At 70.5% G+C, this 26,753-nt stretch carries 29 protein-coding genes and 1 other RNA gene; 18 read left to right on the plus strand and 12 right to left on the minus strand.

Annotated features, from left to right (window positions below; all coding sequences use genetic code 11):
• The first annotated feature begins 28 nt into the window (after nt 1-28).
• On the plus strand, nt 29-760 hold the full coding sequence (locus tag ABCR83_RS15755) for an XRE family transcriptional regulator (protein WP_462695685.1): 732 nt from the start codon (nt 29-31) through the stop codon (nt 758-760).
• 167 nt (nt 761-927) lie between these two features.
• Here ABCR83_RS15755 and rnpB read toward each other — a convergent pair.
• An RNA gene (gene rnpB, locus ABCR83_RS15760) (RNase P RNA component class A) lies at nt 928-1,322 on the minus strand.
• Nucleotides 1,323-1,494: 172 nt separating this feature from the next.
• Here rnpB and yaaA point away from each other — a divergent pair.
• Nucleotides 1,495-2,292, plus strand: a complete 798-nt coding sequence (gene yaaA / locus ABCR83_RS15765) for a peroxide stress protein YaaA (RefSeq protein WP_462695629.1) — start codon at nt 1,495-1,497, stop codon at nt 2,290-2,292.
• On the opposite strand, the gene ABCR83_RS15770 is transcribed toward yaaA, so the two are convergent.
• A complete protein-coding gene (locus ABCR83_RS15770; protein WP_462695630.1) occupies nt 2,217-3,254 on the minus strand; it encodes a helix-turn-helix transcriptional regulator in 1,038 nt (345 codons plus the stop codon). The genes yaaA and ABCR83_RS15770 overlap by 76 nt on opposite strands.
• Before the next feature lie 62 nt (nt 3,255-3,316).
• On the opposite strand from ABCR83_RS15770, the gene ABCR83_RS15775 reads away from it, so the two are divergent.
• Both ABCR83_RS15775 and ABCR83_RS15780 read left to right on the plus strand, forming a co-directional pair.
• Nucleotides 3,317-4,564, plus strand: a complete 1,248-nt coding sequence (locus tag ABCR83_RS15775; protein ID WP_462695631.1) for an MFS transporter — start codon at nt 3,317-3,319, stop codon at nt 4,562-4,564.
• A gap of 17 nt (nt 4,565-4,581) precedes the next feature.
• Nucleotides 4,582-4,995, plus strand: coding sequence for a hypothetical protein (locus tag ABCR83_RS15780; protein ID WP_462695632.1), 414 nt, complete (start codon nt 4,582-4,584; stop codon nt 4,993-4,995).
• A gap of 76 nt (nt 4,996-5,071) precedes the next feature.
• Here the strand turns inward: ABCR83_RS15780 and ABCR83_RS15785 are convergent, their stop codons facing one another.
• A complete protein-coding gene (locus ABCR83_RS15785; protein WP_462695633.1) occupies nt 5,072-5,269 on the minus strand; it encodes a hypothetical protein in 198 nt (65 codons plus the stop codon).
• A gap of 721 nt (nt 5,270-5,990) precedes the next feature.
• Here ABCR83_RS15785 and ABCR83_RS15790 point away from each other — a divergent pair.
• Both ABCR83_RS15790 and ABCR83_RS15795 read left to right on the plus strand, forming a co-directional pair.
• Nucleotides 5,991-6,599, plus strand: coding sequence for a TetR family transcriptional regulator (locus tag ABCR83_RS15790; RefSeq protein ID WP_462695634.1), 609 nt, complete (start codon nt 5,991-5,993; stop codon nt 6,597-6,599).
• A gap of 1 nt (nt 6,600) precedes the next feature.
• Nucleotides 6,601-7,542, plus strand: a complete 942-nt coding sequence (locus ABCR83_RS15795; protein WP_462695635.1) for a hypothetical protein — start codon at nt 6,601-6,603, stop codon at nt 7,540-7,542.
• 100 nt (nt 7,543-7,642) lie between these two features.
• Here ABCR83_RS15795 and ABCR83_RS15800 read toward each other — a convergent pair whose 3' ends face one another.
• Nucleotides 7,643-8,278 (minus strand): NAD(P)-dependent oxidoreductase, encoded by a 636-nt coding sequence (locus ABCR83_RS15800; RefSeq protein WP_462695636.1) that lies wholly within the window; start codon nt 8,276-8,278, stop codon nt 7,643-7,645.
• 101 nt (nt 8,279-8,379) lie between these two features.
• Here ABCR83_RS15800 and ABCR83_RS15805 point away from each other — a divergent pair, with 101 nt between their 5' ends.
• Nucleotides 8,380-8,766 carry a winged helix-turn-helix transcriptional regulator gene (locus ABCR83_RS15805; RefSeq protein WP_462695637.1) on the plus strand — a complete coding sequence of 129 codons (387 nt, stop codon included), beginning with the start codon at nt 8,380-8,382 and terminating at the stop codon, nt 8,764-8,766.
• Nucleotides 8,767-8,769: 3 nt separating this feature from the next.
• On the opposite strand, the gene ABCR83_RS15810 is transcribed toward ABCR83_RS15805, so the two are convergent.
• On the minus strand, nt 8,770-9,351 hold the full coding sequence (locus ABCR83_RS15810) for an aldo/keto reductase (protein ID WP_462695638.1): 582 nt from the start codon (nt 9,349-9,351) through the stop codon (nt 8,770-8,772).
• On the opposite strand from ABCR83_RS15810, the gene ABCR83_RS15815 reads away from it, so the two are divergent.
• Entirely contained in the window at nt 9,350-9,511 is a 162-nt protein-coding gene (locus ABCR83_RS15815) for a hypothetical protein (RefSeq protein WP_462695639.1), read from the plus strand. The genes ABCR83_RS15810 and ABCR83_RS15815 overlap by 2 nt on opposite strands.
• 6 nt (nt 9,512-9,517) lie before the next feature.
• On the opposite strand, the gene ABCR83_RS15820 is transcribed toward ABCR83_RS15815, so the two are convergent.
• Complete coding sequence (locus tag ABCR83_RS15820; RefSeq protein WP_462695640.1) at nt 9,518-9,904, minus strand: DUF6415 family natural product biosynthesis protein; 387 nt, start codon at nt 9,902-9,904, stop codon at nt 9,518-9,520.
• Nucleotides 9,905-10,105: 201 nt separating this feature from the next.
• On the opposite strand from ABCR83_RS15820, the gene ABCR83_RS15825 reads away from it, so the two are divergent.
• The 3 genes from ABCR83_RS15825 to ABCR83_RS15835 all read left to right on the plus strand — a co-directional run bounded on the left by ABCR83_RS15825 (nt 10,106) and on the right by ABCR83_RS15835 (nt 12,572).
• Nucleotides 10,106-11,284 carry a helix-turn-helix transcriptional regulator gene (locus tag ABCR83_RS15825; protein WP_462695641.1) on the plus strand — a complete coding sequence of 393 codons (1,179 nt, stop codon included), beginning with the start codon at nt 10,106-10,108 and terminating at the stop codon, nt 11,282-11,284.
• A gap of 1 nt (nt 11,285) precedes the next feature.
• On the plus strand, nt 11,286-11,732 hold the full coding sequence (locus ABCR83_RS15830) for an N-acetyltransferase family protein (RefSeq protein ID WP_462695642.1): 447 nt from the start codon (nt 11,286-11,288) through the stop codon (nt 11,730-11,732).
• A 63-nt stretch (nt 11,733-11,795) separates the two neighbouring features.
• A complete protein-coding gene (locus ABCR83_RS15835) occupies nt 11,796-12,572 on the plus strand; it encodes an aminotransferase class IV family protein (RefSeq protein WP_462695643.1) in 777 nt (258 codons plus the stop codon).
• Here the strand turns inward: ABCR83_RS15835 and ABCR83_RS15840 are convergent.
• Both ABCR83_RS15840 and ABCR83_RS15845 read right to left on the minus strand, forming a co-directional pair.
• The gene (locus ABCR83_RS15840; protein WP_462695644.1) at nt 12,564-13,010 is read right to left on the minus strand and encodes an alpha/beta hydrolase family protein; all 447 of its coding nucleotides are present in this window, start codon (nt 13,008-13,010) and stop codon (nt 12,564-12,566) included. The two genes, ABCR83_RS15835 and ABCR83_RS15840, sit on opposite strands and share 9 nt — an antisense overlap.
• A 111-nt stretch (nt 13,011-13,121) precedes the next feature.
• Nucleotides 13,122-13,409, minus strand: coding sequence for an alpha/beta hydrolase (locus ABCR83_RS15845; protein ID WP_462695645.1), 288 nt, complete (start codon nt 13,407-13,409; stop codon nt 13,122-13,124).
• A 160-nt stretch (nt 13,410-13,569) separates the two neighbouring features.
• Between ABCR83_RS15845 and ABCR83_RS15850 the strand changes: the two genes are divergently transcribed.
• Entirely contained in the window at nt 13,570-13,941 is a 372-nt protein-coding gene (locus ABCR83_RS15850) for an OsmC family protein (RefSeq protein WP_462695646.1), read from the plus strand.
• An 81-nt stretch (nt 13,942-14,022) separates the two neighbouring features.
• Here the strand turns inward: ABCR83_RS15850 and ABCR83_RS15855 are convergent, their stop codons facing one another.
• Entirely contained in the window at nt 14,023-14,907 is an 885-nt protein-coding gene (locus tag ABCR83_RS15855) for an SDR family oxidoreductase (protein ID WP_462695647.1), read from the minus strand.
• 232 nt (nt 14,908-15,139) lie between these two features.
• Here ABCR83_RS15855 and ABCR83_RS15860 point away from each other — a divergent pair, with 232 nt between their 5' ends.
• Entirely contained in the window at nt 15,140-16,222 is a 1,083-nt protein-coding gene (locus ABCR83_RS15860; RefSeq protein WP_462695648.1) for an MFS transporter, read from the plus strand.
• 400 nt (nt 16,223-16,622) lie between these two features.
• On the plus strand, nt 16,623-18,089 hold the full coding sequence (locus tag ABCR83_RS15865) for an MFS transporter (RefSeq protein ID WP_462695649.1): 1,467 nt from the start codon (nt 16,623-16,625) through the stop codon (nt 18,087-18,089).
• A gap of 82 nt (nt 18,090-18,171) precedes the next feature.
• Here the strand turns inward: ABCR83_RS15865 and ABCR83_RS15870 are convergent, their stop codons facing one another.
• Both ABCR83_RS15870 and ABCR83_RS15875 read right to left on the minus strand, forming a co-directional pair.
• The gene (locus ABCR83_RS15870; RefSeq protein ID WP_462695650.1) at nt 18,172-19,032 is read right to left on the minus strand and encodes a PhzF family phenazine biosynthesis protein; all 861 of its coding nucleotides are present in this window, start codon (nt 19,030-19,032) and stop codon (nt 18,172-18,174) included.
• Nucleotides 19,033-19,124: 92 nt separating this feature from the next.
• Nucleotides 19,125-19,529 (minus strand): hypothetical protein, encoded by a 405-nt coding sequence (locus ABCR83_RS15875; RefSeq protein ID WP_462695651.1) that lies wholly within the window; start codon nt 19,527-19,529, stop codon nt 19,125-19,127.
• Between the two features lie 217 nt (nt 19,530-19,746).
• Here ABCR83_RS15875 and ABCR83_RS15880 point away from each other — a divergent pair, with 217 nt between their 5' ends.
• From ABCR83_RS15880 to ABCR83_RS15895, 4 genes are all read left to right on the plus strand, one after another.
• The gene (locus ABCR83_RS15880; protein WP_462695652.1) at nt 19,747-21,033 is read left to right on the plus strand and encodes a multidrug effflux MFS transporter; all 1,287 of its coding nucleotides are present in this window, start codon (nt 19,747-19,749) and stop codon (nt 21,031-21,033) included.
• A gap of 58 nt (nt 21,034-21,091) precedes the next feature.
• Nucleotides 21,092-23,281: an FUSC family protein gene (locus ABCR83_RS15885; RefSeq protein WP_462695653.1), complete on the plus strand. Its 2,190-nt coding sequence runs from the start codon at nt 21,092-21,094 to the stop codon at nt 23,279-23,281.
• A gap of 87 nt (nt 23,282-23,368) precedes the next feature.
• Nucleotides 23,369-24,391 (plus strand): small ribosomal subunit Rsm22 family protein, encoded by a 1,023-nt coding sequence (locus ABCR83_RS15890; protein WP_462695654.1) that lies wholly within the window; start codon nt 23,369-23,371, stop codon nt 24,389-24,391.
• A 261-nt stretch (nt 24,392-24,652) separates the two neighbouring features.
• Entirely contained in the window at nt 24,653-26,413 is a 1,761-nt protein-coding gene (locus ABCR83_RS15895; protein ID WP_462695655.1) for an ABC transporter ATP-binding protein, read from the plus strand.
• Between the two features lie 62 nt (nt 26,414-26,475).
• On the opposite strand, the gene ABCR83_RS15900 is transcribed toward ABCR83_RS15895, so the two are convergent.
• Entirely contained in the window at nt 26,476-26,730 is a 255-nt protein-coding gene (locus tag ABCR83_RS15900; protein ID WP_462695656.1) for a hypothetical protein, read from the minus strand.
• Between the last annotated feature and the right edge of the window lie 23 nt (nt 26,731-26,753).

Below are 26,753 nucleotides of genomic sequence, written 5' to 3' on the forward strand. Positions count from 1 at the left end.
CCTTCGCGCCGTCAGAGTCAGCCTGCGCATGTCCCAGGACGATCTTGCCCGGGCCATACGTGAGGCAGGCCAGGAGATTGGGCAACCGAATGAGTGTGCAAAGCGCAACGTCCAACGCTGGGAGTCGGGAACGGTCGGGATGCCCCGGCCCGTCTACGTCAGACCTCTGGAGCGCGTGACCGGCTTGCCGATTGAGGCCCTAGGGTTCGCCCTATCGGTGCCGAACGCTCGATCGAAACATCCGGCCGTGACGAACGGCCACGGGCCGGTGCAAGGAGAGGTGGTAGAGGTGGGAGCCGCAACAGCCCCGGAAGGCACTGCCCCCATGCCCAAGCAAATCAATCACGGGACCCTGTCGGGTATCTGGCTCTCGCGGTACGAGTACCACTCGTCCGGCCGGGGAGCCGACTTCACCGGCGAACACTTCGTCGTCGTCATCCAGCACGGCAACAAGCTGACCGTGCGGTCCCTGCCGGAAGGTTCCTCCAACCCCGACTCCCCGCTGACCATGGACCTGACCTTGGACGGCAATGTTGTCACGGGCACGTGGCGGGAGGAGACGGCCCGGAACGGCTACTACGCCGGGGCGGTCTACCACGGGGCGCTGCAACTGCTGGTCGAACCCACCGGCCGGAAGATGATCGGGAAGTGGGTCGGCTTCGGCAAGGACTTCGACGTGAACACCGGTCCGTGGACGATGACGTTCAAGGACGCGTCCACTTCGAAGACCACCATGGCCGAGTACAACCGTCGCCCCTGATGCCCTTACGTCCAGCCCTCGCCGCCGCCACATCATCGCCACAGGACACCCGGAAGAGGGCCGAAACAGGCCCGAACACCCAGGAACGTCAAGACCGGGTGGCCTCACAGCAATGGCCCCCTGACCTGCGGTTTCGCAGTTCAGGGGGCCACGCCCTAGATGACCGACGGACGAGTCGGCTTATACGCCGGGTTCTGTCTCCCGGGGGCCTTGCGGCCCTCGGGGAGGCGGCCATCCATCTAGGCCTGCCGTTGCCGACAGGCTCATGCGGTCTACCCGCGGACTCGGGCGGGCAGCCCTCGATCGTCCGCGCAGAGCCGTGAGGCTCCTCTTGACCTTGCTCCGGGTGGGGTTTACCGAGCCGTCCGAGTCACCTCGGACGCTGGTGGTCTCTTACACCACCGTTTCACCCTTACCGGGAGCCTCGCGGCCCCGGCGGTCTGTTTTCTGTGGCACTGTCCCGCGGGTCACCCCGGGTGGGCGTTACCCACCACCCTGCCGTGTGGAGCCCGGACGTTCCTCGGGGGACCCGAAGATCCCACGCGGCCGCCCGGCCGGCTCGTCCGCCGTGTGGACCATGGTACCTCCAAGGGTGACGGGCCCCGAACGGACCGTGGCGCGGGGGCCTTGACCTTGTCGTGAACGAGCGCAGGGGCGATACGGCCGTGCGGCGCGGTGGGCGCGGCGTACGGCGTTAGGCTCCTGACGCCATCCACCTGCGAAGGAGACCGACCGTGCTCGTGCTGTTGCCGCCGTCCGAGGGAAAGGCCACCGGTGGGACCGGGGGCGCGGTGGAGGCCGGCTCGCTGTCCCTGCCGGAGCTCGCGGCCGCACGGGAGGCGGTGCTCACCGAGCTGGTGGAGCTGTGCTCGGGCGATGAGCAGAAGGCCGCCGAGGTGCTGGGGCTGAGCCCGGGCCTGCGGGGCGAGATCGCCAAGAACGCGGGCCTGCGGACGGCGCCCACCCGGCCCGCCGGGGAGGTCTACACGGGCGTCCTGTACGACGCGCTGGGCCTGGCGACCCTGGACGGCAAGGCCCGGCGGGCCGCCGAGCGGTCGCTGCTGGTCTTCTCCGGGCTGTGGGGCGCGGTGCGCATCAATGACGCCATCCCCTCCTACCGCTGCTCGATGGGCGTCAAGCTGCCCGGCCTCGGTGCGCTCGGCGCGTACTGGCGGGGGCCGATGGCCCGGGCGCTCCCCGCGGCGGCCGGCGATGGGCTGGTGCTGGACCTGCGCTCGGCTGCCTACGCGGCCGCCTGGAAGCCCAAGGGCGAGCTCGCCGAACGGACGGCCACCGTGCGGGTGCTGCAGTCGAAGACGGTGGGCGGGGTCGAGAAGCGGTCCGTGGTCAGCCACTTCAACAAGGCCACCAAGGGCCGGCTGGTACGCGACCTGCTGACGGCCGGTGCCGAGCCGGACGACCCGGCCGAACTGATCGACGCCCTGCGGGAGTCGGGCTATGCGGTGGAGGGCGGGGCCCCGGCGAAGGGCGGCCGGCCCTGGGCGCTGGACGTGGTGGTGACGGAGCTGTAGAGCTCCGCGAGCGCCGAGGCGGCCCGTGCCATCGCCTCCCGCAGTGCGGGCGGCGCCAGCACCTCCGCCTCGGCCCCCAGCCGGAGCAGCATCCCCGCGGTGTGCTCGATGGCCTCCAGCGGAACCACCACCCGGATGCGGCCGTCCGCCTCCGGCGCCCCGGCGGAGGCGGACGCCGCGCGGGCCACGGCCGGTTCCAGCAGCTGGGGCAGCCGGCCCAGCAGCCCCGGCGTGACCAGCAGCACCGCCTCGCCCTGCCGCCGCCGGGCGTCGAACCCGGCCAGGTACGCCGCCCAGTGCCCGGCCAGGTCGAAGCCGTCCGGCCGCTCGAACCGCTCGTCGAGCACCTCGGCCCGGAGCACCTGGGACACCCGGTAGGTACGGATGCCCCGCCCGCCGCCCGCGACCAGATACCAGCGGCCGCCCTTGAGCACCACCCCGTAGGGCTCCAGGGTCCGGGTCACCTCCCTGGGCGCCTCCCACCGCCGGTAGCGCACCCTGATGCGGTGCTGCTCCCAGACCGCGCCCACGATCGTGGCCAGCCGCGGAGTGGGGTCGGGGTCGTCGTACCAGCCGGAGGTGTCCAGGTGGAAGCGCTGCCCCAGGCGCCCGGCGCGGTTGCGCAGTTCGTCCGGCAGGGCGGCGAGCAACTTGAGCCGCCCGGTGGCCAGTACGCTCCCCAGCCCCAGGTCCGCCGCCGCGCCGGGCAGCCCGGACAGGAACAGCGCCTCCGCCTCCTCGGCGGTCAGCCCGGTCAGCCGGGTGCGGTAGCCGTCGACCAGTCGATAGCCACCGTCGTGCCCCGGCTCGCCGTACAGCGGCACCCCGGCGGCGGCGAGCGACTCCACATCCCGGTAGACGGTGCGGACCGACACCTCCAGTTCCTCGGCCAGTTGCCGGGCTGTCATCCGGCCCCGGGACTGGAGCAGCAGCAGAAGGGACAGCAACCTGCTCGCGCGCATGTCACCAGTCTGCCGACATCCACTGACAGTCCTTGTCAGGGGGTCGCCCATATGTTCCCGTCATGACATCCACCCGAGCCCTGCTCCTTCTTCTCGCGGTCGGCATGTTCGCCATCGGCACCGACGGTTATGTCATCGCCGGGCTGCTCCCGGACATGGCCCATGACCTGGAGGTGACCAATGGCGCCGCCGGTCAGCTCGTCACGGTTTTCGCGCTCGCCTATGCCATCGGCGCCCCGCTGCTCGGGGTGGCGGCCGGCGGGCTGCCGCGGCGGCCGGTGCTCATCACCGGTCTCGGCCTGTTCGCCGTGGCGAATGCCTGCTCCGCGCTGGTCAGCTCGTACCCGGCGATGCTTGCCGTGCGGGTGCTGGCCGCCCTCACCGCCGCGGTGTTCACCCCGGCGGCCGCGGCGGTCGCGCCGTCCCTGGTCCCGCCGGAGCGGCGCGGCCGGGCGCTGGGCACCGTCGGCGCCGGTATCGCGGTGGCCACCGCGGTGGGAGTGCCGCTGGGCACCCTGATCGGCGGGGCGTTCGGCTGGCGGGTCACCTTCCTGGTGGTGGCCGCGCTCGGCGCGCTGGCCACCGGCGGACTGGCCATCCTGCTGCCGCCGCTGGACACCCCGCCCGCCGCCCGGGCCACCGCGCGCCTCGCCGTGGTCCGTGCCCCCGGCGTGCCCACCGCGCTCGGTCTGTCCGTGCTGTGGATCGCCGGGGCGTTCACGCTGCTGACCTACCTGGGCCCCGTCCTCGAGGCGGTCGGCGGCATCCGCGGGGGAGCGCTGAGCGGCTGGCTCCTGGTGTTCGGGGTGGCGGCCGTGGTGGGCAACTCCCTCGGCGGCCGGGCCGCCGACCGGCATCCCGCGGCCCGGCTCGGGGTGATCAGCACGGCCGGGCTGACCGTCGCGCTCTGCGCCTTCGGCGCGCTTGGGTCCCTTGGCGCGCACGGTGCCGGGGGAGCGGCGGGGGCTGCGGTGGCGCTCGCGGTCTGGGGCGTCTTCGGCTGGTCCTTCGCTCCCGTCCAGCAGCACCGCCTCGTGGCACTGGCCCCCGATGCGGCCGGGATCGTCCTGTCGCTGAACGCCAGCGCCATCTACGCCGGCATCTCGCTCGGTGGAATCGTCGGCTCCCTGGCCCTGGGCCACGGCGGCGCTGCGGGGGTCGGCTGGACGGCCGGTGCCATCGAATTGCTTGCGGTGGCCGTGGCGCTGGCCGTCGCCCTGCGCGGCCGCCGGGCCGCCCGGGAAGAGCGGCCGACTGCCGACACCAACGAATTGCCGGAGGCGGCCAGTTATGCTGGGCGGCGGCTTTGACAACCCGAGGAGTAACAATGACCTGCTTCTTCGACCCGTCCCACGGTGTCGGGACGATGAGCGTGCAGTGGTCACCCCAGTGGGGCGTACCCCGGCCCATCCAGACCTGCGCTGCCTGTGCCCAGCGGGTGCAGACCACGCCTCCGCCCTTCTACACGCCGCAGGCACCCCAGGCCGGTTACCCCCAGCAGGCCGGTTACCCGCAGCAGCCGGGCTACCCCCAGCAGCCCGGTTATGTCCAGCAGGGCTACCCCGGTGGCGGCGGTTACCCGCAGCCTCCGCAGCGCGGCGGGCACAGCACCGCGGCGGTCGTGGGCGCCGGTGCCGCGGGCCTCATCGGCGGTGCGCTGCTGGGCAGTGCGCTCAGTGAGGACGAGCCGGAGCAGGTCACGGTCGTCAACAACTACTACGAGGACGACGACGACTTCTGACCGTCGGTCGTAAGGCGCGGCACGTCGCAAGGGGCCATGGGCAGCGGTGCCGACCACCGCCCATGGCCCCTGCCCGTTATGGCAGGCGCCACCAGACGTCGAACTGGCCGTCGGCACGATCGGTGACGACCAACCCGCCGAGGGGAAGCGGGGGGCTGATGTTGGCGAAGATCGTGACATTCGCCTCGGTGTCGATGATGGTGAAGAACCAGGGGCCGTCGGCCGGAGTCGCCGACGCCCTGACATTCTCCAGGTCCTGATGGGTTGCAGACATGAGGGCGTCCTCTTTCCTGATGGGTTTCCTGGCAGGGCGGAATTGCCGCGGGTTCAATGGCCCGCGATATGAGGGGACTTGAGGTTCCGGAAGTTCGATGAATGGGCACCGGGCGGGGCCGGAATCGCTGCCGCCGGTGGCGGGGTGCGCCGGGAGACGAGGAATCGTCAAAACCGAGAGGGGGTCGAGAGCGTGCGGCCGGTGGAAACTCCCCTTTACGGTCGCCCTGAGGCTCTCGATGAGTTCGAAAGTACGCACAGGACTACGCCCGGTCAATAGAGATTTTTGCGTTCCCTCGAATTGGTGAACCGTCGGATAGTCGAAAAGTCCGACCCTTGCGAGGGCTGGTGGTCCTGCCCACGCAGGCCTGGCAGTTCCTCACCCAGTCCCGCACCGCTGCCGTGCGCCGTCGGCGCTCCATCATGCGGGCGTTCATCCTGCGGTTGTGTGAGACCGGCGCCGCGACACCCACGCGGCGGTTCGTGCGCAGGCCGAACAGGGCTACAGCCCGCGCGAAGTCGCTCGCCGATGCGGGCTGGGCCGTAACCCCATCCGCAGGTACGCCTGTGCCGCAAGCCCGGAGGCGATGTTGCACGGCCAGTGGCAGGGCCGGACCGGCAAGCTCGACCCCTGCCGACCCTCCCTGGAGCACCACATCGCCGAGGGCTGCCCAAAACCATACCGAGTTTGATTCTGAACTCAGTCCGGATACTGTCGGTGTGTGGCAGGGCTACGTGAACGCAAGAAGGAACAGACCAGGCAGCGGATCACCGCAGTGGCGTTGAGGCTGTTCGCCGAGCGCGGCTTCGACGCGGTGACGGTCAACGAGATCGCCGAAGCCGCCGAAGTGGCCAAGGCAACGCTGTTCACGTACTTCCCCACCAAGGAGTCCCTCGTACTCCAGGGCGTGGGTGAGGACGATCCGGCCGGGATCGTCACCCGGCGGCAACCGGGCGACTCCCTCCTGGTGGCGCTGCGGGCCCACTACCGCGCATTCGCCACCAGGCAGACGGCACCGGTGAACCACGAGGCGCTGATCGCCCAGATGCGCGTGATCCACGACAGCCCCGCGCTCAGCAATGCCGCCAACGGTCGGCTCTACCAACAGCGTCAGGCGCTGGCCCGGACCTTGACCGAACAGTACGGCGAGACCGCGGCCGCGCTCATGGCGGCTCAGATCGCCGCGTCCCTGCTCACCCTCCAGGAGTCCTACTTCCACCGCCTGCTCGGCGGCGCATCACCACAGGAAGCAGGCCGCGCCCTGGCCAAGGACGTCGAGCTCGCCTTCGACCTGCTGGAAAACGGGCTCTACCACGCGAAGGAGCAGTGACATGCGCGCACGCGGCATCAACTACGACACCGGATTCCTCCCCGGTGACGCGCTCTCCCGCAAGACCTTCCTTCCCGAAACGGTCCGCCGCGACATGGCGCTGATCGCCGGGGAATTGCACTGCGACGCCGTGCGTATCTCCGGCCGCGATCCGAAACGGCTGAGCATCGCTGCAAAGGCCGCCGCCGATGCCGGCCTGGAAATCTGGTTCGCGCCCTTCCCTGTGGACCTTCCCCCAGAGCAGGTGCTCCCCCTCTTCGCCGACTGCGCACAACGGGCCGAAGCCGTGCGGCACGGCGGTGCCGAGGTGGTGTTCGTCACCGGATGCGAGATCAGCACCTTCTGCAACGGCTTCTTTCCCGGGGCCACTTACACCGACCGCCTACGCGCCATTGCCACCGCCGACATGGAATGGTGGGCCTCGCTCGGGCCGGTTCCCGAGCGCCTCAACGCCTTCCTCGCCGAAGCCGTCGCAGCAGTCCGAGGCCACTTCAGCGGACGGGTCACCTATGCCTCCGGCCCCTGGGAAGCCGTCGACTGGCGCCCTTTTGACCTGATCGGCATCGACGCCTACCGCGACGCCGGCAACGCCGGCACCTTCCGCTCCGACCTGCGTGAGTACGTCAACCATGGCAAGCCAGTCGCCATCACGGAGTTCGGCACCTGTGCCTACCAAGGAGCGGGTGAACTCGGTGGCATGGCCTGGCAGCCGCCGCACGGAGCGATTCCGGACGAGGGCGAACAGGTGCGCTACCTCGTCGACCTCATGGACATCTTCGAGGCCGAAGGAGTGGACACCGCATTCTGGTTCTCCTTCGCAAACTATGATAAGACCGGCCCACGGGATATCGCCTCCTACGGCGTCGTCCGCATGCTCGACGACACCCGATGGGAGCCCAAGAAGGTATTCCACGCCATGGCGACCAGATACAAACGACGCTGACCGGCCCGGCCGGGCGGGAGGCACGGGGCCGCGCCCGGCGTGCCGCGCCTCCCGCGCTGTCGGACACCCTGTTGCCCGCCGCCTGACGACCCCGTCGTCATCAGCTCGTCTCGACGCCGAAATGGACCCGGTGGTGCCTGGGGCTGTCGATCTCATCGAGCAGCGTGATCGCGAAGTCGGCGTAGGAGATCCGGCTCGCCATCCTGGCCGGAGCCTCGGCGTAGCGGCCGGTGCGGCTGCCCTCATGGTCGAAGTCGCCGGACGGGCTGACGACCACCCAGTCGAGCGCGTCGCCCTCGGTGCGCAGGACGTCGGTCCCGGCGGTGTGCCCCAGGCAGAAGGCACGGTACTCCTGCGGATGTTCGGGCGTGTCCAGGAGCAGCGCCCCGGACTCGGTGACCAGTGACGACGAGATGCCGATCGACACCAGCCGGTTCACCCCGGCCTTCGGCAGCCCCTCGAGCAGGGCTCGGGCGGCACCGGGGAAGAAGACGTCCGGCTGCGCACCGAGGTCGGCGGTGGCATTGATCACGGCGTCATGCCCCTCGGCGATCCGGGCCACCCCGGCCGCGTCGCTAACGTCCCCGACCGCCAACTGCACCCCGTCGGCGGCGAGTTGACTGTGCTGCGCCGCATCCCGCACCACCGCCGTCACCTGGTGCCCACGCCGGCGGGCCTCGTCGATGGCCGCCCGTCCGGCCCTGCCACCCGCGCCGAAGACAACAATCCTGAGCATGTGATCCACCTCGCATCCAGGGCCGCCCGGTTGGCTGGCCGCATGGCAGCGAACGTAGCCGGACGGGTGGTTACCCCCGGGATACCAACTACCGTGGAGCCGTGACCAAGCCACTGGACCCAGAGATGTTCGATCCGCTCTGCCCGTCCGACCTGTCCCCGCTCCGCCTGGGCGGCAAGTGGGCGGGAATGATCGTCCGTTGTCTGCAGGACGGGCCGAGGCGCTTCTCCGAGCTGCGGATTCCCCTGCGCGGCATCACCGCCAAGGTGCTCACCCAGTCACTGCGCGAACTCGAGCGCGACGGCCTGATCACGCGCGCCGAGCACACCACGCCGGTGCGACGGGTGGAGTACGAACTCACCGCGCTCGGGCGGAGCATGGTGCCACCGCTGGATGCGGTGTGCGCCTGGGCGCAGGAGCACTGGGAGGAGCTGCTGGACGCGAGGGAGGCGAGTGAACCTCGTCACGGTCCGCTCGCCGCGTCCTGAGGGTCACGGCCCCGGTCGGCTCCCCGGCCCGGTGCGCGTGAGCCGGGCGACCTCCTTGTCCGTCAGTACCAGATCCGCCGCGCCCGCCGAGTCGCGCACCGACTCCGGGCGGGAGGCGCCGGGGATGGGGACGACGGCCGGTGAGAGCGCCAACAGCCAGCCGAGGCAGACCTGCTGGGGGCTGACTCCGCGCTCCCGTGCGACCCGGTGGAACTCCGGGAAAGCCGGGCCCTGTTCGCTCTCCTCGTCGAGCACGCTGCGCGAGATGCCGCCGAGCGGGCTCCACGGCAGGAAGGCGATTCCCAGCCGCTCGCACAGCCGGAGCGCGGGTTCATGATGGCGGACGGCCGGGGAGAAGCGGTTCTGTACGGAGACCAGTCCCTCGCCCAGGATCTCCCTGGCCTGGCGGATCTGGCCGGTGTCCACATTGGCGCGGGTGATGAGCGATTCATTGTGGCCGACTTCCTCAGGGAGGATGTGGTAGGAGTCGGCCGTGTTGATCAGGGTGACTCCGGCGTCGAGCGCGGCATGGATCGTGGCGATCGCCCGTGCTTCGTCGGGCCGTCCCTCGACGGACAGCGGCATGGCACCGAGCCCGATCGTACTGACGGAGCGGTCGCCGAGGCGGCGAACCCGCCCCGCCCGCTACCTCGGCGTGGCCATCGCCCGCCGCACCCGGCCGAATCCGCACGCCGGGGCGCTGCTGGAGGCGCTTCGGGCGGGGGTGGGTGGCCAGTGCCTGTGATCCGCCCTACTCATCAAGGCAATCCGCCAGGAAGCGAGTGTCCCGGGCCAGGGTTTGCATGTATGTGTCGGCGGCCGCGCGTACGGGGCGTTCGCTGCCGACGCCGAAGGCGAGGTCGGCGCGGACATGCTCGATGAGCGCTTCCCAACGGCTCTTTGCCACCGTGCCGTCGTCGAGCTGGTCCGCCCGGCTCTGCGCCTCGGTGAGCATCAGCTCCAGGTGTGTCCGGAGTGCCCGGGTGAGTTCCTCGATCTCGTGGGTCCCGGGGCGGGTGATCCGTTCTTGGAGGGCGCGGCGGATGGTGGCGCGGATGGTGACGAGGTCGATGGGGGTGTTCTCTCCGGTCATGAGGGTCATCAAGGGTGTCGCTTGTTCGGTGCTGTGAGGGTGCATGGGGGAACTCCTTGTGGGTCAGCGAGAGAAGTTGCCTACGGAGTAAGGGGTGGCCGGAATCAGCCCGAACTGCTCGAAGTCCGGCCTGCCGTTCGCCAGGGAGTAGCGTTTCCCATGACGCTGACCATGCATAGGAGTTGAGTGTCCGCTGCTGTCCGCACTGCTGCGGACAGCAGCGGACATGTTGGGTGAGGAGCACAGGTGAGCGAGACCTTTGGACAAACCCTGCGCCGACTTCGCGGCAGCCGCTCCGTACGCGACGTGGCCCAACTCGCCAACTGCGGCAAGAGCTACGTCTCCGACCTCGAACTCGGCAAACGTCACCCGACACCGCAGCTTGCCCTGGCCCTCGATCAAGCTCTCGGTGCCCGTGGTGAGCTTGTGACACTCTCTGCCGCCCATCCCGGCGACTCGCCGTTTGAGCAGGCCGCTGCCTTGCAACGTGGCGTCATGGATGCGCTTGCCGCTGGGCCGCTGACCGACTCCACTTTGGAGGAGTGGGATTACACGGTTGCCAAGCATGGACGAGCCACCCGGTACAGATCGGCGAGTAGTCATCTGGCAGAGTTGATGGGTGACTTCGCCGACCTGCAACGTTTGCTTACACATCGCCACCCCGTCCCTGTGCGTCGGCGGCTGACCAGCATTTTGGCGAAGCTGTCCGGTCTCATGGCTCTGACTCTGCTCAAGCTGGGTGACCCTGGATCGCGGGACTGGTGGCGTACCGGACGCACAGCCGCAGCGGCAGCCGAGGATCGTGCGGTCATGTCGTGGATGTATGCGCACGAGTCGTACGAGCTTTACTACGACGGGAACATAAAGGGAGCCGTTGAGCTCGCCTCTCGCGCACAATCTCTCGTGGATGGTCTGGCGTCTGTCGGCCCAGCCCTGGCTGCGCCGTTGGAGGCCAGAGCCCAGGCCGTCCTTGGCCTCAGGGAGGAGACGGCCGTAGCCCTCGCCCGCGCCGAAGTCGCCCTCAATCGGCTTGATGAAGAGGAGCACATTGCCTCGGCCTTCGGGTACAGCGAAAGCCAGTTGGGCTTTCACTCCGGAAACGCATGGACACATCTTGGGGAGACAAGCCGGGCTGGAGAGGAACACGACCGGGCGCTCGAACTGTACCCAGCATCCGACCAGAGCGACCGGGCGTTCGTTCGCCTTGACCAAGCCGCTTGTCTGGCCATTGACGGCGACCCCGTCGCTGCCGTAGTGAGCGCCACCGAAACCATCACGGACTTGCCAACTGAGCACCGCAGTGCGCTGATCTTCCATCGAGCCCGTGAGCTGGTGACTAGCCTGCCCGCAGGGACGAAGGAATTACCGGAAGTGCGCGTGCTGCAGCAAGTGTTGGCGCTACCAACTGGGGAAGGAGCTGTTTAACGTGGTAACAATTAGCCGGGCTACGGCGGCGGATGCCGAGGAAATCGCCGTCCTTATTGGCGAGATTGAGGCATACTATGGCGGCGACAGTGCCCCGGGAAACCTCCATCAAATCCGATCCCTGCTGTTTGGTGAACAACCGGCGGCTACCGTCCTGTTGGCCAGGGAAGAGGATTCGATCGCCGGAATGGCCTCGTATTCCTTCCTGTGGCCGGCGTCCGGAGCAGAAGCATCGCTCTACCTTAAAGAGTTGTTTGTGAGGGAATCCGCCCGACGGCGCGGAATCGCACGGATGCTGATGGACAAGCTCCGTGACGCTGCTGCCGAAGCAGGATGTTCCCGCGTGGAGTGGACTGCTGACCGGGGCAACTCTGCCGCACTCGCGTTCTACAAGGCGCTCGGCGCCGAGCCGCACGACGACAAGATCTTCTACCGCATCGGACAGTGAGCGTACGCTCGGGCTCGTGCTCTTCCGCGATCCGCGCGCCTCCTGGCTGGGACACTGAGACGCATGATGGAGCTGAACGGACAGCCGGCTGACTCTGATGCCCTGCGGGCCCTTGCACTCACGAACTACGGTCATTTCACGTCGATGAGGGTTGATGACCAGCGCGTACGCGGACTGAGCCTCCATTTGGAGCGGCTTGCCCGGGATTGCCGTGCGGTCTTTGACGTGGACCTTCCTCTCGACCGCGTAAGCGAGTTCGTGGCTCGTGCGGTCCGAGGTACCGGGTCTTTCGTCGTACGCGTGACCATCTTCGATCCGGCCCTGGACCTGGGGCACCCCGCTTTGTCGGCCACTCCGCACGTCCTGGTGACGACCAGGCCGACGGGCGCGCTACCGTTCCCGCCCATGCGCGTGAAGACGGTTCCCTATGTGCGCGACGCGCCCGCGGTGAAGCATGCCGGCCTTTTCGGTGCTCTGCAGGCCCGTCGCACTGCCCAGCTCGCCGGATTCGATGACGCGCTGTTCATCGGACCCGACGAATCGGTGTCCGAAGGCGGTACATGGAACGTGGCTTTCGTTGATGCCCAAGGCATCGTGGTATGGCCGAAGGGCGATGTATTGCCTGGGGTCACCATGGCCCTGCTCCAAGAGCATCACGACCACATCACCGCTCCGGTGACTGTCGATACTGCCCGTACCATGCAGGCCGTGTTTGCGACAAACACCTCGATCGGTGTCCGTGCGATCAGTGCCGTCGATGACACACAGTTCCCCACGGAGCACCCTGTTCTGGTGGCGCTCCGTGAGGCGTATCTTCAATTGCCGGGCGAATCACTCTAGAAGGGCAAGAGCTGCCTGCAACGGTGCTAGTTGACAAGGAATGCGGTGACACGGTCGATGACTTCGGCCTGCCACGCCTGTGACTGCGGATGGAGGTAGCGGATCCTCGTGCACAGCAAAGCCGTGCTGTGCGCCGTCGAGTTCCAGGAGTTCGGCCGGGCCGCCGAAGATGCTCAGATACCGGCGGGAGGACTCGACCGGTACGAACGTGTCCTTCGTTCCGTGGACCAACAGCGCGGGCGCGCGTACCGCCCGGAGGAACACCTCCGGGGCGAGGTAGTGGACCTCATTGAGCAGAGCCCGGCCCAGCTCGAACGGGCTGCGCTCGGTGAAACCACCCGTATCCAGCGCCCTGGCGGCCTTCGCGGAGATGTAGTCGCCGTCGAAGTACGGCCTGCTGGTGATGTACCGCTCGCGGTAATCCAGCCTGGGGTTCATCAGGACCAGACGTTCGACGTCCTGTGGCCGGTGCGCAGCGTGGAGCGCGGCCGCACCACCGGCGAACGATGCCGCGATCACATGCACCGGGCCCGGGCGCCCGTTCTCCGCTCACAGGTGATCGCATGCCGCGCGGATGTCGTTGGCGACACCGGCGATGGTCACCTCTTCCGGCCGTCCTCCGCTGGCACCGTGGGCGCGCAGGTCAAAACGCAGAGACCGGAGGCCGGATGACGCCAGGCCCGCGGCGAGCCGGGTGAAGAACCCGCCCTCGTCACGAGTGACGCCGGCGCCGTGCACCAGTACCGCCAGGCCGGTCATGGGCTCTTGGGGTGTGGTCAGGGTGCCCGCAAGGGCAGTGCCATCGAGGGACTGGAACGCTGTCTCCACCTCTGCCATGGGCAGATGGTAGTGACCTGGGGTCGGCCAGGGGAGTGCCAATGGAATCGGTACCGACGCGAATCGTCGGCCGTTCCACAGTTTGGACTGTGCTTCTCATGATGTGGGCTGCTGGTTACGCTTCTGCCCTGGCCGATCCCCCATGAGCAGGCAGGGTTACATGATCGAGACAACAGCTCTTCCAACCCCTTGGCAGGTCCGTTTCCGTTCCGGCGAAAACGAGGGCCTCGCCGACACCCTCAAGAGCGGCGTCGGCGGAACGGCCGGGCTGCGGCCGCATGAGCTGCTGGAGGCTGCGCTCGCCACGTGTATGACCATCTCGGCACGCATGGCGCTGGCCGAACTGGGCGTCACCGACGGCGAGGTGAGCGTGCGCGTGCACCTGGAGCGGGGGGAGTCGGTTACCGGGTTCCGGTACGAGCTCGTCCTCGCCCCGGCGCTGGAGGCGCACCGGCCGGTGGTCAGGGAACGCATCGAGCGCTCTCCCGTGCGCGCAACGCTGAGCAAGCAACTGGTATTTGAGCCCGTCTGACAAGGGTTTGATGCGCGCGGACGCGATCTTCGCCGGACTTGAGGCCGCTCGCATCGATCCCTGAGCCGACGCATTGCCGGGTCATGACTCCTGGGGTGCTTCGACGGCCTGTTCGGCTGCCCGGCTGGTCTCCTCCCAGGCCGCCCATGTGTCCATCCGCTTCCGGGAGATGTCGAAGGCCAGGTCGTAGACGGTGCTGCCGAGCAGCAGCCGCAGCGGGGGTTCCGCGCTGTTCACCAGCTTCAGGACGGCTTCGGCGGCAAGCTGCGGCAGGCTGTCGACGGACCCCTCGGCGAACTGCTTCTCCAGCTCCGCCCGGAGCGGGGCATAGGCGTCCATCGGTTCGGTGGCGGTCAGTCCCGTGGTGTAGAGGTCGGTCCAGTAGCCGCCGGGCTGGACGATGGTGAGTTTGACGCCAAAGCCCGCGGCCTCCGCCGCCAGCGCCTCGCTCATCCCTTCCAGGGCGAACTTGCTGGCGCTGTACAACCCGGTGAGCGGGAAGCCGCCCAGGGCGCCGATGCTGGAAATCTGGACGATGTGGCCGCTCCGCTGGGCGCGCAGGTGCGGCAGTACGGCCTGGCTGACCCAGAGGGCGCCGAAGAAGTTGGTCTCCAGCTGGGCGCGGGCTTCGGCCTCGGTGAACTCCTCGATCATTCCCATGGCGAGGAAACCGGCGTTGTTGACGACGATGTCGAGGCGGCCGAAGTGCCGTACCGCCTGGTCGACGGTGGTGTGTACCGCCGCGCGGTCGGTGACGTCCAGGGGGAGGGCCAGCAGGCGGTCGCCATGCTCGGCGGTCAGCGGCTCCAGCGCGGTGAGGGAGCGGGCCACGGCGACCACGCGGTCGCCGGCGCCGAGGGCGGCCTCGGTGAAGGCCCGGCCCAGGCCTCGGCTGGCTCCGGTGATGAGCCAGACGCGGTCGGCGGCGGAGGAGGGGGGAGCGGGGGCGGCAGGGGCGGTGGTCATGTGGCAGCTCCTCTGATGTGGCGACGAGCGGCGAGACGGTTCGTCTCGTTGCGTGATTGCCACTCTAGGGAGGTCGCCCCCAGGAAGTCAAGACGAGACGTCGCGTCTCGACTTTCGGAGGCCACTCGATGAGCGTTTGGGTCGATGCCGCAAATCCGCCAGACCCGGGCCGGTGGTGATTGCTGAACTGGTGGGCATCGCAAGGGGAATGTTCACCATGGGACGGAAATGCATGTCCAACGCAGTCATTGATTCCACCGACCGTGCCGCGATCGGGGCCGACTTCACCGTCTCGGACGGAATGGCGGGTCTGATGATGACCATGCCAGGAATCCTCGCCGCGATTTCCGCACCCGTGGTCACCGTGGCGACGGCACGAATCGACCGGCGGCTGATGCTGTGCGCCTTTATGCTCCTGCTCGCGCTGGCGAACTTCCTCGCGGCGGCCGCGTCCGCCTACTGGCTGGTGCTGGTTTCCCGGGTGCTGGTCGGGATCACCATCGGCGGCTTCTGGTCGGTCGGGGCCGGGCTGGCCGGGCGGCTGGTGCGGGCGGAATCGGTCGGCAGGGCGACCGCGGTGATCTTCTCCGCGGTTCCACTGGGTTCCGTGCTGGGGGTGCCCGTCGGCACGTTCATCGGGAATGCGGCTGGTTGGCGTACGGCCTTTGCCGTCATGGGAGTTCTGACCGCCGGGGTGCTCGTCCTGGTGGTTCTGGTGATTCCGCCGCTGCCTCCGGTCCAGGCCACCGGCCTGAGCGTGCTGCGTGGCCTGTTGCGAGGCGCTCGGACCCGCATTGCGCTGCTGATGACTTTTCTCGTGGTGCTCGCCCATTTCGGAACCTATACGTATGTGACTCCGTTCCTTGAGCGGGTCACTCACCTGGGGCCGGGGTTGATCACCGTATTCCTGCTGGTTTACGGAGCCGCCGGTATCCTCGGTAATTTCGCGGGGAGTTCGGCGGTGGCACGCCGTCCGCGCGCAACGTTCGGGGTCGCGGCAGGGCTGATCGCCGGAGCGGCATTGCTGTTTCCCGTGCTCGGCCGATGGGATCTCGGCGCGGTCGCACTGCTCATCGTCTGGGGCATCGCCTATGGCGCCGTTCCGGTCTCTTCGCAGACCTGGTTCGCCAACGCGGCCCCGCATGCGCCGGAGGCGGCCTCGGTGCTCTTCACCGCGTCGTTCCAGGCGACCATTTCGCTGGGGGCGTTGGTGGGTGGTGCGGTCGTGGACCGTACGTCTCCCTCGGTGGTCATGGTGCTGGGCGGTGCGACCGCGGTGCTGGCGGTGGGGGCTGGGTGGCGTGGGCGCGAGTGAGGAAGGAGCACCTCAGCCGCCATGCCCGCCGGGCATCGAGGTCGGCGGGCCCGTCGAAGAATGCCCAGTCGCCGGCGTCGATCGGCTCGGTGGGGATCTTGAGCGCCCCGGATACATAGCGGTCGGCCAGCTCTTCGGGGGTGCGGCCTTCGACAGCGGCGAGTTCGCGGATCGCGGCCGCAATGGCCTCCGGGAGGGCGGTGCGGGTCTGTGAGTGGCGTGGATCGTAACGTTGCCGTGTGTCGCGGCCGCGTAGCGGGAGGTCGGCGGGCGGTCCCCCGATCGGGGGACCTGTGCCTCGTCCGTCCGTCCGCCGGTCTCCCGATGGGCGCCGTACCGCCCTCCGCCGGATCCTGGAGGAGCGGGGTCGGATGACCCGTGCGGGAAGGAGGGCCGCGTCATGACGGCTGCGCTCGGCCAACGGCAGCGCCGGCTTGTGCTGGTGGTCTGCTGTGTCGCCCTGCTGATGATCGGTGTCGATGTCACCGCGCTCAATGTCGCCCTGCCCACCATGGAGCGGGAGTTGCATGCGTCCGTGTCCGGGATGCAGTGGGCGGTGGATGCCTTCAGTCTGGCCACGGCATCGCTGATGCTGCTGGCCGGATCGACCGGTGACCGGGTCGGGCGGCGGCGGGTGCTGCAGGTGGGGCTTGTGGTGTTCACGGGGGCGTCGGTGGTGTGCGCACTGGCACCATCCCTGACGTTCCTGGTGGTGTTCCGGGCGATCCAGGGTGCTGGTGGTGCGGCGATGGGCCCGGTGTCGATGGCGATCATCGCCAACACCTTTACCGGGAAGGCGGAACGGACCCGGGCCATGGGCATGTGGATGACCGCCTATGGGCTGGGCCTGGCCGTGGGGCCGCTGCTGGGCGGGGTGTTGGTGGCCGGTGTCGGCTGGCGGTCGGTGTTCTGGCTGAACCTGCCGATCGGGCTGGCCGCGGTGGCGCTCGCGGCCCGTTGTGTGCCGGAGTCGCGTGCCGAACGGCCGCGCCGGCTGGACGCGGTCGGCCAGTTGCTGGTGATCACCTTGCTCGGCCCGCTGACCTACGCGGTGATCGAAGCCCCGCGCGCGGGCTGGACCTCACCGGTCGTCATCGGCTGTCTGACGGTTGCCGTCGCCTCGCTCGCCGGGCTCCTCGGGTATGAACGGCGCCGCTCCGAGCCGCTGATCGAGCTGGGGTTCTTCCGCAACATCCGGTTCAGCGGTGCGATCGCCGCCGGGATGTGTGTCTTCGGGGCGTTCGGCGGCTTCTTCTTCCTCAGCTCGCTCTACCTGCAGGACCCGCTGAAGCTGTCGGTGCTGGAGGCGGGGCTGTGGACGCTGCCGCCGGCGGCCGCGCTGGGGATCTGCTCGCAGTTCGCGGGGCGGCTGGCGGCGCGCTACGGGCGACGGCCACTACTGGTCGCCGCAGGTGCGGCGTTGGCGGCCGGCGGCCTGATGATCGCGGTCTTCGCCGCCGACTCCTCCAGCGTCCTGCTGTTCGCCGAGTTTGTGCTCTTCGGGGCCGGTGTCGGCCTGTCCGCTCCACTGCTGCTCGCCGAGGGCGTCTCGGGAATGCCGGAGGACCGGGCCGGACTCGCTGCGGCGATCTTCACCTCCGCGGGCCGGTCGAGCTTCTCGCTCGGGGTCGCGGTGCTCGGCGCGATCCTGGTCGGTGGCCTGGGCGGCCGGACGATCACCGATGCCACCGCCTTCGCGGACGCGGTGCGGCCCGCATGGGGGATCGTCGCGGGGTGTGGCGTGGCCACCCTCCTGCTGGGGCTGCTGATCACCAGCGGCCGGGCGGAGCGGTCCGCGCGCCGCACGGCGGTGGAGCCGGACGTCGGCCGGTCGTCCGAGCGGGCGGCGGAAGTCCGGACGGTCTGACCGGGTCGCGCGACCCGGCCCCGTACGGCGTGGCCGACCGCGCCGTCCGTCGGCCGCGATGCCCATGGCGTCCGCGCCGTCTTCAGCCGATCCGGGCCGCCGCTCCGGTCACCGTGACCCGGGGGTCGCCGGAGCGCAGTCCGACCTCGAGGACGCCGGGGCGGCCGAGGTCGGCGCCCTGGTGGAGGGTGAGCGTGGCATCGGCGCCGACCAGGCCGTACTCCCTGAGGTAGGCGCCGAGCGCGGCGGCCGCGGCGCCGGTCGCCGGGTCCTCGACGACGCCGCCGACCGGGAACGGGTCGCGGACGTGGAAGACCGACTCGCTCTCCCGCCAGACCAGTTGGACGGTGGTCAGGTCCTGCTTCCGCATCAGGGATTTGAGCCGCTCGAAGTCGTAGTGGAGGTCGGCGAGGCGCTCCCGGGTGGCGGCGGCCAGGACCAGGTGGCGGGCGCCCGCGTAGGCGATGCGGGGCGGGAAGGCGGGGTCGAGGTCGGTGGCCGGCCAGTCCAGGGCGGCCAGCGCCTCGGTCACCGTCTCCGGCTCCGCTTGCTCCGTGTGGGGCTCAACGCTGGTGAGAGTGGCGCGCAGTTGCCCGTCGGCCTCGGTGACGGTGACCGGGACGGTGCCGGCCGGAGTGGCGAAGGTGAAGGAGCCGGGGCCGTCCCGTTCCGCGAGGGCGACGGCGGTGGCGATGGTGGCGTGGCCGCAGAAGGGGACCTCGGCCAGCGGGCTGAAGAAGCGCAGGGTGTGGGCGCGGCCGGGCTCGCCCGGCCCCTCGGGAGGCGCGGTGAGGAAGGCCGTCTCGCTGTAGCCGAGTTCGGCGGCGATCGCGAGCTGTGCGGCGTCGTCCAGCCCGGTGGCGTCGAGGACGACTCCGGCCGGGTTGCCGCCGGCCGGGTCGGTGGAGAAGGCGGTATAGCGCAGTACCTCGTGGGTGGTCATGGTCAGCGCCAACCGGCAGCCGGGCGGCCGTATTCCGACAGCCCCGCGCCCGGTCGCTCGGCCGGTGCGGGGCTGTGCGGGGATCGCGCGGTTCAGCGCACCGTGACGGTGAACTGCGGGGAGACGGCGTTGCCGCCGACGACGCGCAGGCTGTTCTTGCCCTTGATGCCGAGCTTGACGCGCATCGAGTAGCTCAGGTTCTTGTTGACGGCGACCTTCGCGGGCAGCGAGACCCACTTGGCGCCCCGCTTCTGCTGGAGGGTGACCGTGGTGCCCGCCTTGATGCCGGTGGCCTTGCCGGTGACGCGGAACTCCTGCCAGGCCTTGACCGTGCCGGCGCTCGCCTGCGCGGTGAGCGCGGGCTTCGGGGCGGGCTTCTTGGCGGCGACGGAAGCGATGTGCGCGGGGGCCGGGGCGGCGACGGCGGCCGCGGCGCCACCACCGAGGAGAGCGGTGGCGAGGGCGCCGGTTATGGCGAGGCGAGATGCACGGTTCATGGTGATTTCCTCCCTGGTGGGCCCTTTCGTGGGCCTTCATTGAGGAACACGGGAAAAGAGGGTTCTCGGTTGCAGTTGGTCGAACAGATTTTTTTGAACCGAATGTGGAGTTGGGGTGGTTGGCCGGCGGAAGGTCACGCGGCGCCCTGGGCAGGGGTCGGTTATGGGCATGTTCGTGACAGCATGGAGGACCCTGCCATACCCCCAGGAGCAGCACATGACGGACACCGGCCCCACCGTGGTCGAGCCCCGGGAAGACCGAATACCCACCGCCGAGACCGCCCGCCGGACGGGCCTGCTCGTCACCCTCGCCCTCGGCGGGCTCACCGCGCTGCCACCGCTGTCGATGGACATGTATCTCCCGGCTCTGCCCGAGGTCACCGACTCGCTGCACAGCCCGGCCGCGACCGTTCAACTCACCCTCACCGCCTGCCTCATGGGCATGGCGCTCGGCCAGCTTGTGGTGGGCCCCATGAGCGACAAGTGGGGGCGCCGCCGCCCGCTGCTCACCGGCCTGCTGATCTATGTGGCGGCCACCGCGGCCTGCGCCTTCGCGCCCACCACCGAACTGCTCGTCGGCTTCCGGCTGGTGCAGGGCCTGGCGGGCGCGGCCGGGATCGTCATCGCCCGGGCCATGGTCCGTGATCTGTACGACGGCGTGGCCATGGCACGTTTCTTCTCCACCCTGATGCTGATCTCCGGGGTGGCCCCGGTGGCCGCGCCCCTCATCGGCGGGCAGATCCTGCGGCTGACCGACTGGCGGGGCGTGTTCGTGGTGCTCACCGCCGTGGGCGCCGCGCTCTCCCTGCTGGTCTGGCGCCGGCTGCCCGAGACGCTGCCGCCGGAGCGGCGGCAGTCCGGCGGCGTCGGCCAGGCGCTGCGCGCGATGGGCGCACTGCTCACCGACCGGGTCTTCACCGGCTATATGCTCGCGGGCGGCTTCGCCTTCGCCGCGCTCTTCGCCTACATCTCGGCCTCGCCATTTGTCGTCCAGGACATCTACGGCGCCTCCCCGCAGACCTTCAGCCTGCTCTTCGGGGCCAACTCGATCGGCTTGGTCGCCGCGGGACAGATCAACGGCAAGCTGCTGATCGGCCGGGTCAGCCTGGACAAGGCCCTGGCCTTCGGCTTCGCGGTGGTCACCGTGGCGGCCGCCGCCCTGCTGCTGATGACCTCCGGTGTCTTCGGCAAGGTCCCGCTGGCGGCCGTCGCCACCGGCCTGTTCGTACTGATGTCCGCGATGGGCCTGGCCATGCCCAACACCAACGCACTGGCCCTGATGCGGTCCCGCGACGCGGCCGGCTCCGCGTCCGCGCTGCTGGGCACGTCCACCTGTCTGCTGGGGGCCGTCGCCTCGCCCCTGGTCGGGATCGCGGGCGAGCACACGGCGGTGCCGATGGCCACCGTCCAGCTGGTCTGCGCGCTGGCGGCCGTGCTGTGCTTCCTGGGGCTGTGCCGCCCAGGGCGGCGGACGGACGAGGCCGGGGCCGCGGCGAAGGGGTAGTGCCGGGTCGGCCACCGCCCGGCTTGCGGGGGCCGGGGGATTGCCCAACGGTGAAGAAGTGATCCACCAGACACCCCCCGAGGCCGGTGCCCGCACGGCCCTGACCCGGCCGGTCCGGTGGCTGCTGCGGCAGCCGGAGGGTCCGCAGGCGCTGCGCGCCGCGGTCTGGGTGGTGCTGGCCGGCTGCACCGGGTTCTATGTCCTGGCCTATGGGCTGGACAAGCCGGTCATGGCCCTCTACACCATGTTCGGCGCGCTGCCGCTGATCCTCTTCGCCAAGCTCCCGGGACCGGCCCGGCGGCGGACCCGCGCGCTGCTCGGGATGCTGCCCGCCGGCTGGGCGATGGTCACCGCCGGCACGCTGCTCGCCGTCCACGACTGGAGCGCGGCCCTCGGCCTGTTCGTGGTCGGCCTGCTGGTCTCCTTCCTGGGCATCGCCGGTCCGGGCCCGGCCGGACTGGCCGCCTCCCTGCAGCTCTACTACGTACTCCCGTGCTTCCCGCCCTATGTCCCCGGGGAACTGGGCGACAGACTCGCCGGGCTCACCATCGGCTTCCTGCTCACCCTGATCGTGGACCGGCTGCTGTGGCCCGACCCGCCACCGGTCCCCTACCGGGTGCTCCTCGCCGACGCGGTGACCGCGGTCGCCGACTACGCCGCCGCCACCGGCCGCCTGGTGGCGGACGCCGGGGACGGCGCCGAGGTACCGGACCGGCGGGAGACGGCCGACCGGGCACTGCACGCGACCCGGCTCTCCGAGGTGCCCACCGCCCAGCGCCCCACCTCCGCCGCGTTGCGGGACCGGGCCCTCAACCACACCCGTGCGGCCCTGCGGCACATCCGGAACCAGCTGGACGGCGTGGTCACCGACACCCAGCAGGCGGACCCCGCCGGGCTGCGCCTGCTGGAGCACAGCGCGGCCACCCTGCGGCGGCTGGCACCGGCCCTGCGCTCCGGCGACCCCGCGGAACTCGGCGAGAACACCCTGCACACGGCGGTGCTCACCTTCGAGGCCGAGCGCGCACGCCGGCTCACCGCCGCCTCCCCCGGGCGACTGCGGCAGGACGCAACCGTACGGACGGTGGCCCAGGGCGCGCTGGTGGCCGTCGAGGCCGGCCGGATCGCCCTGGGCGTCCGCCCCGACGCCCGCCTTCGGCACCCCGGAGGAGTGTTCGGCTACGCCACCGTGCCCGTCCTCCTGCGGTGGTGGCGGGTGCTGCGCCTGCATCTGAGCCCGCGCTCGGTGATGGCGCAGAACGCCCTCCGGGTCGCCGTGGCGCTGGCCGTGGCCCGGCTGGTGGCCGGGGCGTTGAGCCTGCCGCATGGCTTCTGGGTGCTGCTGGCGACCCTCAGCCTGATGCGCACCTCCGCCGCGGACACCCGCGCCGCGCTGGTGCCCGGAGTCCTGGGGACGGCCGTCGGCGCCGCCCTCGCCACCGGGATGCTCCTCGCCGTGGGCGACCGCCCCGCCTTCTACGCCGCCGTGACGCCCGTGGTCTTCCTGGTGGGCTTTGGCGTGGGCGCCGTGCTCGGCCCCGTCTGGCTGCAGGCCGTGATGACGCTCGCCTTCATGGTGCTCTTCGGCCAGGTCTCGTACCCCGGCTGGAACCTTCCCGCGGCGCGCCTGGTCGACGTCCTGGTCGGCGGTTCCATCGGCGTGGTGGCCAGTCTGCTGGCCTGGCCCAGGGGCGGGTACGGCCAACTGCGGCGTGCCATCGAGGACTTCCTGGCCCGGGCGGCCGAGGGGGTCACGGGGGTGACCGCTCAGCTGTGCCACGGCCCCGGGCCGGGAGCGGAGCCCCTGTGGCCCGTCCACCGGGCGATGTACCTCGCCCATGAGACATATCTGCAGTACCGGACGGAACGCGCCTCCCGGCACGCCCCCGAACTGCCCTGGGAGAGCGCCATGCAGGCGGGCTATGGCGTCGTCGACGGCGGCTCGCTGATGCTCGCCCGCAGCCGGGACGAGCACCACTCACCGCCGACGCCGGAGGCGGCCGGTGAGCTGACCACGCTGGCCGGGCAGGCCTCGGCCGCATGCCTGCGGACCGCCGACGCCCTCCGCTCGCCAAAGCCGCCCGGGCGGCTTCGGCGAGCGGAGCCCGACCCCTGCCCCGCCCGGGCGTCGGGCCCGCTGGGCTTCGTGGTCCGGCACGCGCGGGAGGCGGCCATCGCCGACGCCCTGCTGATCGCCGACGCCGAGGCCTGGCTCACCGCAGTGGTGCGCGACACGGCCCGGGCTCGTTAGGGCCGGTGCCGACCCAGGGCCGGTGCCGGCCCAGGGCCGGTGCCGACCCGTCGGACATCCTCTGGGGGCGCCGGTAAAATTCAGCCAATGCACGCCCCCCACACCGCCCCGACCGGCGAAACCCTGCGCACCGCGCTCGCCGAGCTCCTCGACGGCCTGCCGCCCCGGCAGGCGGCCCAGGCCGTAGACCGGCTGATCGCCAGCTACCGGGGGCGCACCCCGACCGACGCCCCGGTGCTGCGCGACCGCTCCGATGTCGCCGCGTACGCCGCGTACCGGATGCCCGCCACCTTCGAGGCCGTACGGTCCGCGCTGGAGGCGTTCCGCGACCGGCTGCCGGACTGGGCGCCCGCCTCGCACATCGACATCGGCGGCGGCACGGGCGCGGCCACCTGGGCGGTGGCCTCCGCCTGGCCCGGCGGGGAGCGGGAGACCACGGTCCTGGACTGGGCACGGCCCGCCCTGGCGCTGGGTGCCGAGCTGGCGCGCAGCACCGAGGTGCTGGGCGGGGTGCGCTGGCGGCGGCAGACCATCGGCGGCGGTCTGGAGATCCCCGCCGACGTGGACCTCGTCACCGTCTCCTACGTCCTCAACGAGCTCACCGACGCCGACCGCCGCACGGTCACCGAACAGGCGGCCCGTGCCCGGGCGGTGGTGATCGTGGAGCCGGGCACGCCCGATGGCCATCTGCGGATCATCGAGGCGCGGGAGCGGCTGATCGAGGCCGGGTTCCGGATCGTGGCACCGTGCCCGCACAGCGCGGCGTGCCCGATAGCGCCGGGCGCCGACTGGTGTCACTTCTCGGCCCGGGTCAGCAGGTCTTCGCTGCACCGGCAGGTCAAGGGCGGTTCGCTGGCGTACGAGGACGAGAAGTTCTCCTATCTGGCCGCGGTGCGGGGCGGGTTGGCGGCCGGGGCGTCGCCCTCGCGGATCGTCCGCCGCCCGCAGATCCGCAAGGGGCAGGTGCTGCTGGAGCTGTGCACGCCGGGGGAGGGGCTGGTGCGGGAGACGGTGACCAAGCGGCATGGTGCGCGGTACAAGGCCGCTCGGGATGCGCACTGGGGCGACGACTGGGCTGACGGCGCGTCAGGCGAGGTCGGGGCGCACTGAATTCGGGCGGTGGTCACCATCGGCCGGGTGTCTGCCGGTTACCCGGGGCGGTGGTGGCGTGAGCGGGGCGCTCCGGCGCGTGCTTTGTCCGGTCCGTCCGTCTGTGCGCCGCGTCATGCCCGGTGACTCGGGGGAGGCTTCCCGCGGTATCTGCGTCACCGGGGGCGGGGGGTAAAGGCCGTGGGCGAAGCGTCCGTTGTGCGGGCAGGCGGGCGCGGGGCCGGTGCGCCGGGCCGGTTGGCGGTGCGGGAGGTGCCGCGGGTGGTGAGGTTCGCGTTCGCGCTGGCGTGGGAGGCGGACCGGCGGGGCCTGCTGGTGGTGCTGGGGTGCACGGTGCTGGGGACGGTACTGGCGGGAGCGGGATTGGTGGCGCTGCGGTCCGTCCTGGCGGGAGCCTGGCACCCGGGCGGATTCGGCGCGCTGGTCGTGCCGGTGCTGGTGCTGGGCGCGGTCGCGGTGCTGAACACCCTGCTCGAGTCGGTCGGCGGGCCGGCCCGGCAGACGCTGACACTGAGGGTGGGGCAGGCCGCCATGGCGCGGGTGCTGCGGGTGGCCTCGGCGGTGCCCCTGCGGCGGTACGAGGATCCCGGCTTCCATGACCGGGTGAGCAGGGTGGTGGCCGCTTCCCTGAACCAGCCGTTCATTCTGGTGTCGGGGCTGGCCCAACTGGTGTCGGTGTCCGGCGGGGTGGTGCTCGCGGCGGGTGCGTTGCTGGCCATGCAATGGTGGCTGCTGCCGCTGGTGCCGCTCGCCGCCTGGCCCGCGGTACGGGCGGCCCGCCGCAACAATGCGGAACAGTACGTGTTGTCCTGGGAGTTGGCCGAACAGCGCAGACACCGCCGCTATCTGGAAGGACTGCTGACCGGCCGTCAGGAGGCCAAGGAGGTACGCGCCTTCCAGCTGGCGGAGCCGCTTCTGGAGCGCTGGCGGGACAGCTGCGAAGGTGAGTTCCGGCGGACGGTGGTGGTGGCCCGGCGGTCCGCCGTGCGACGGGTGCGGGCCGCGCTGGCCTCGCAGGCGCTGGCGGCGGCCGTGCTCGCCCTGGTGGGGCTCGCGGTGTGGCGCGGGGTGCTGTCCCTGGCCTCGGCGGGTACGGCCGTCGCGGCGCTGCGGATGCTGGACGGGCGGCTGCGGGCCGGCGGCATGCAGCTCGCCTCGGCCGGTCAGTCGGTACGGTATCTGGAGGACCTGCGGGACTTTGTGGCACCGGCCGAGGAGCGACCACCGGTGCCGCCCGCCCCGGCGGCGCGATTCGCCGAACTGCGGCTGGAGAAGGTCACGTTCCGCTATCCGCGAGCGGGCCGGGATGCGCTGCGCGAGGTCTCGGTGCGGGTGCGGGCCGGTGAGGTGGTGGCCCTGGTGGGCCGCAACGGTTCGGGCAAGACCACGCTGGCGAAGGTGATCTGCGGGCTGTACGAGCCGGACGGCGGGACGGTGCTCTGGGACGGGCGGCCGGTGGGCGATCCCGGACGGCTGCGGGTGGCCTCGGCGGTGCTGTTCCAGGACTTCGTCCGGTACTGGCTGTCGGCGGCCGACAACATCGGGCTGGGCCGGATCGGTCCGGCGGCGATGGAGGTGGTCCGCGAACGGATGGGGCAGGCGGCGCGGGACGCGGGCGCGGACGGCTTTCTGCGCGCCCTGCCATCGGGCTATGACACGGTGCTGGCCAAGGAGTTCGCCGATGGCGCGGACCTGTCCGGCGGGCAGTGGCAGCGGGTGGCGCTTGCGCGCGCGTTCTACCGGGACGCCGGGCTGGTGGTCCTCGACGAGCCGACGGCGGCCCTGGACCCGGAGGCCGAGGCCGAACTCTTCGACCGGGCGCGGCAGCTGTTCCGGGGGCGGACCGTGGTGCTGATCTCCCACCGGCTGGCCGGAGTTCGCGATGCGGACCGGATCTATGTGCTGCACGAGGGCGAGGTGGTGGAGGAGGGCTGCCACGATGCGCTGATCGCGCTGGGTGGGCGCTATGCGCGGATGTTCACCGTGCAGGCGGCCGGCTACACGGGGCGGGGGTCGGGTTGACCCCCGCCTGGGTGTGCTCGCCTGGCGGCGGGATAACGGGTGGGGCGGCTACGCCGGACCGGTCAGACCGGTAGCAGGCAGCAGGCGTTCCCGTGCTCGATGCAGACCTCGCCATCCGGGCAACTGTCATTCTCCGTCAAGCCGACCACGATGGCGCAGGCCACATCCTCGGCGGCATTGCAAGGCGCCAGGTTCTGGCAGCAAGGATTCCCCAGATGGCAATCTTCCGCGGTGCATTCGCCGTTGATGATGTCGCGTAGTGCCGATGGCCGCAGGTCGCCCTCTGGTCTGCGGACCAACGTCTCAAAGGATTGCATCACTTCCCCCTCCTGAGAGAGCC

The sequence above is a fragment of the Streptomyces xingningensis genome (assembly GCF_054957865.1).

Excerpts from the sequence above, each read along its gene's own strand:
- ABCR83_RS15900 (WP_462695656.1), bottom strand. The coding sequence starts at position 26,730 with ATGCAATCCTTTGAGACGTTGGTCCGCAGACCAGAGGGCGACCTGCGG.
- ABCR83_RS15860 (WP_462695648.1), top strand. The coding sequence starts at position 15,140 with ATGTCCAACGCAGTCATTGATTCCACCGACCGTGCCGCGATCGGGGCC.
- ABCR83_RS15890 (WP_462695654.1), top strand. The coding sequence starts at position 23,369 with ATGCACGCCCCCCACACCGCCCCGACCGGCGAAACCCTGCGCACCGCG.
- ABCR83_RS15810 (WP_462695638.1), bottom strand. The coding sequence starts at position 9,351 with ATGCCGCTGTCCGTCGAGGGACGGCCCGACGAAGCACGGGCGATCGCC.
- ABCR83_RS15755 (WP_462695685.1), top strand. The coding sequence starts at position 29 with ATGTCCCAGGACGATCTTGCCCGGGCCATACGTGAGGCAGGCCAGGAG.
- ABCR83_RS15785 (WP_462695633.1), bottom strand. The coding sequence starts at position 5,269 with ATGTCTGCAACCCATCAGGACCTGGAGAATGTCAGGGCGTCGGCGACT.
- ABCR83_RS15820 (WP_462695640.1), bottom strand. The coding sequence starts at position 9,904 with ATGCACCCTCACAGCACCGAACAAGCGACACCCTTGATGACCCTCATG.
- ABCR83_RS15875 (WP_462695651.1), bottom strand. The coding sequence starts at position 19,529 with ATGAACCGTGCATCTCGCCTCGCCATAACCGGCGCCCTCGCCACCGCT.
- ABCR83_RS15870 (WP_462695650.1), bottom strand. The coding sequence starts at position 19,032 with ATGACCACCCACGAGGTACTGCGCTATACCGCCTTCTCCACCGACCCG.
- ABCR83_RS15770 (WP_462695630.1), bottom strand. The coding sequence starts at position 3,254 with ATGCGCGCGAGCAGGTTGCTGTCCCTTCTGCTGCTGCTCCAGTCCCGG.
- ABCR83_RS15865 (WP_462695649.1), top strand. The coding sequence starts at position 16,623 with ATGACGGCTGCGCTCGGCCAACGGCAGCGCCGGCTTGTGCTGGTGGTC.
- ABCR83_RS15795 (WP_462695635.1), top strand. The coding sequence starts at position 6,601 with ATGCGCGCACGCGGCATCAACTACGACACCGGATTCCTCCCCGGTGAC.
- ABCR83_RS15840 (WP_462695644.1), bottom strand. The coding sequence starts at position 13,010 with ATGAACCCCAGGCTGGATTACCGCGAGCGGTACATCACCAGCAGGCCG.
- ABCR83_RS15880 (WP_462695652.1), top strand. The coding sequence starts at position 19,747 with ATGACGGACACCGGCCCCACCGTGGTCGAGCCCCGGGAAGACCGAATA.
- ABCR83_RS15815 (WP_462695639.1), top strand. The coding sequence starts at position 9,350 with ATGGCACCGAGCCCGATCGTACTGACGGAGCGGTCGCCGAGGCGGCGA.
- ABCR83_RS15850 (WP_462695646.1), top strand. The coding sequence starts at position 13,570 with ATGATCGAGACAACAGCTCTTCCAACCCCTTGGCAGGTCCGTTTCCGT.
- ABCR83_RS15775 (WP_462695631.1), top strand. The coding sequence starts at position 3,317 with ATGACATCCACCCGAGCCCTGCTCCTTCTTCTCGCGGTCGGCATGTTC.
- ABCR83_RS15845 (WP_462695645.1), bottom strand. The coding sequence starts at position 13,409 with ATGGCAGAGGTGGAGACAGCGTTCCAGTCCCTCGATGGCACTGCCCTT.
- ABCR83_RS15855 (WP_462695647.1), bottom strand. The coding sequence starts at position 14,907 with ATGACCACCGCCCCTGCCGCCCCCGCTCCCCCCTCCTCCGCCGCCGAC.
- ABCR83_RS15780 (WP_462695632.1), top strand. The coding sequence starts at position 4,582 with ATGACCTGCTTCTTCGACCCGTCCCACGGTGTCGGGACGATGAGCGTG.
- ABCR83_RS15800 (WP_462695636.1), bottom strand. The coding sequence starts at position 8,278 with ATGCTCAGGATTGTTGTCTTCGGCGCGGGTGGCAGGGCCGGACGGGCG.
- ABCR83_RS15835 (WP_462695643.1), top strand. The coding sequence starts at position 11,796 with ATGATGGAGCTGAACGGACAGCCGGCTGACTCTGATGCCCTGCGGGCC.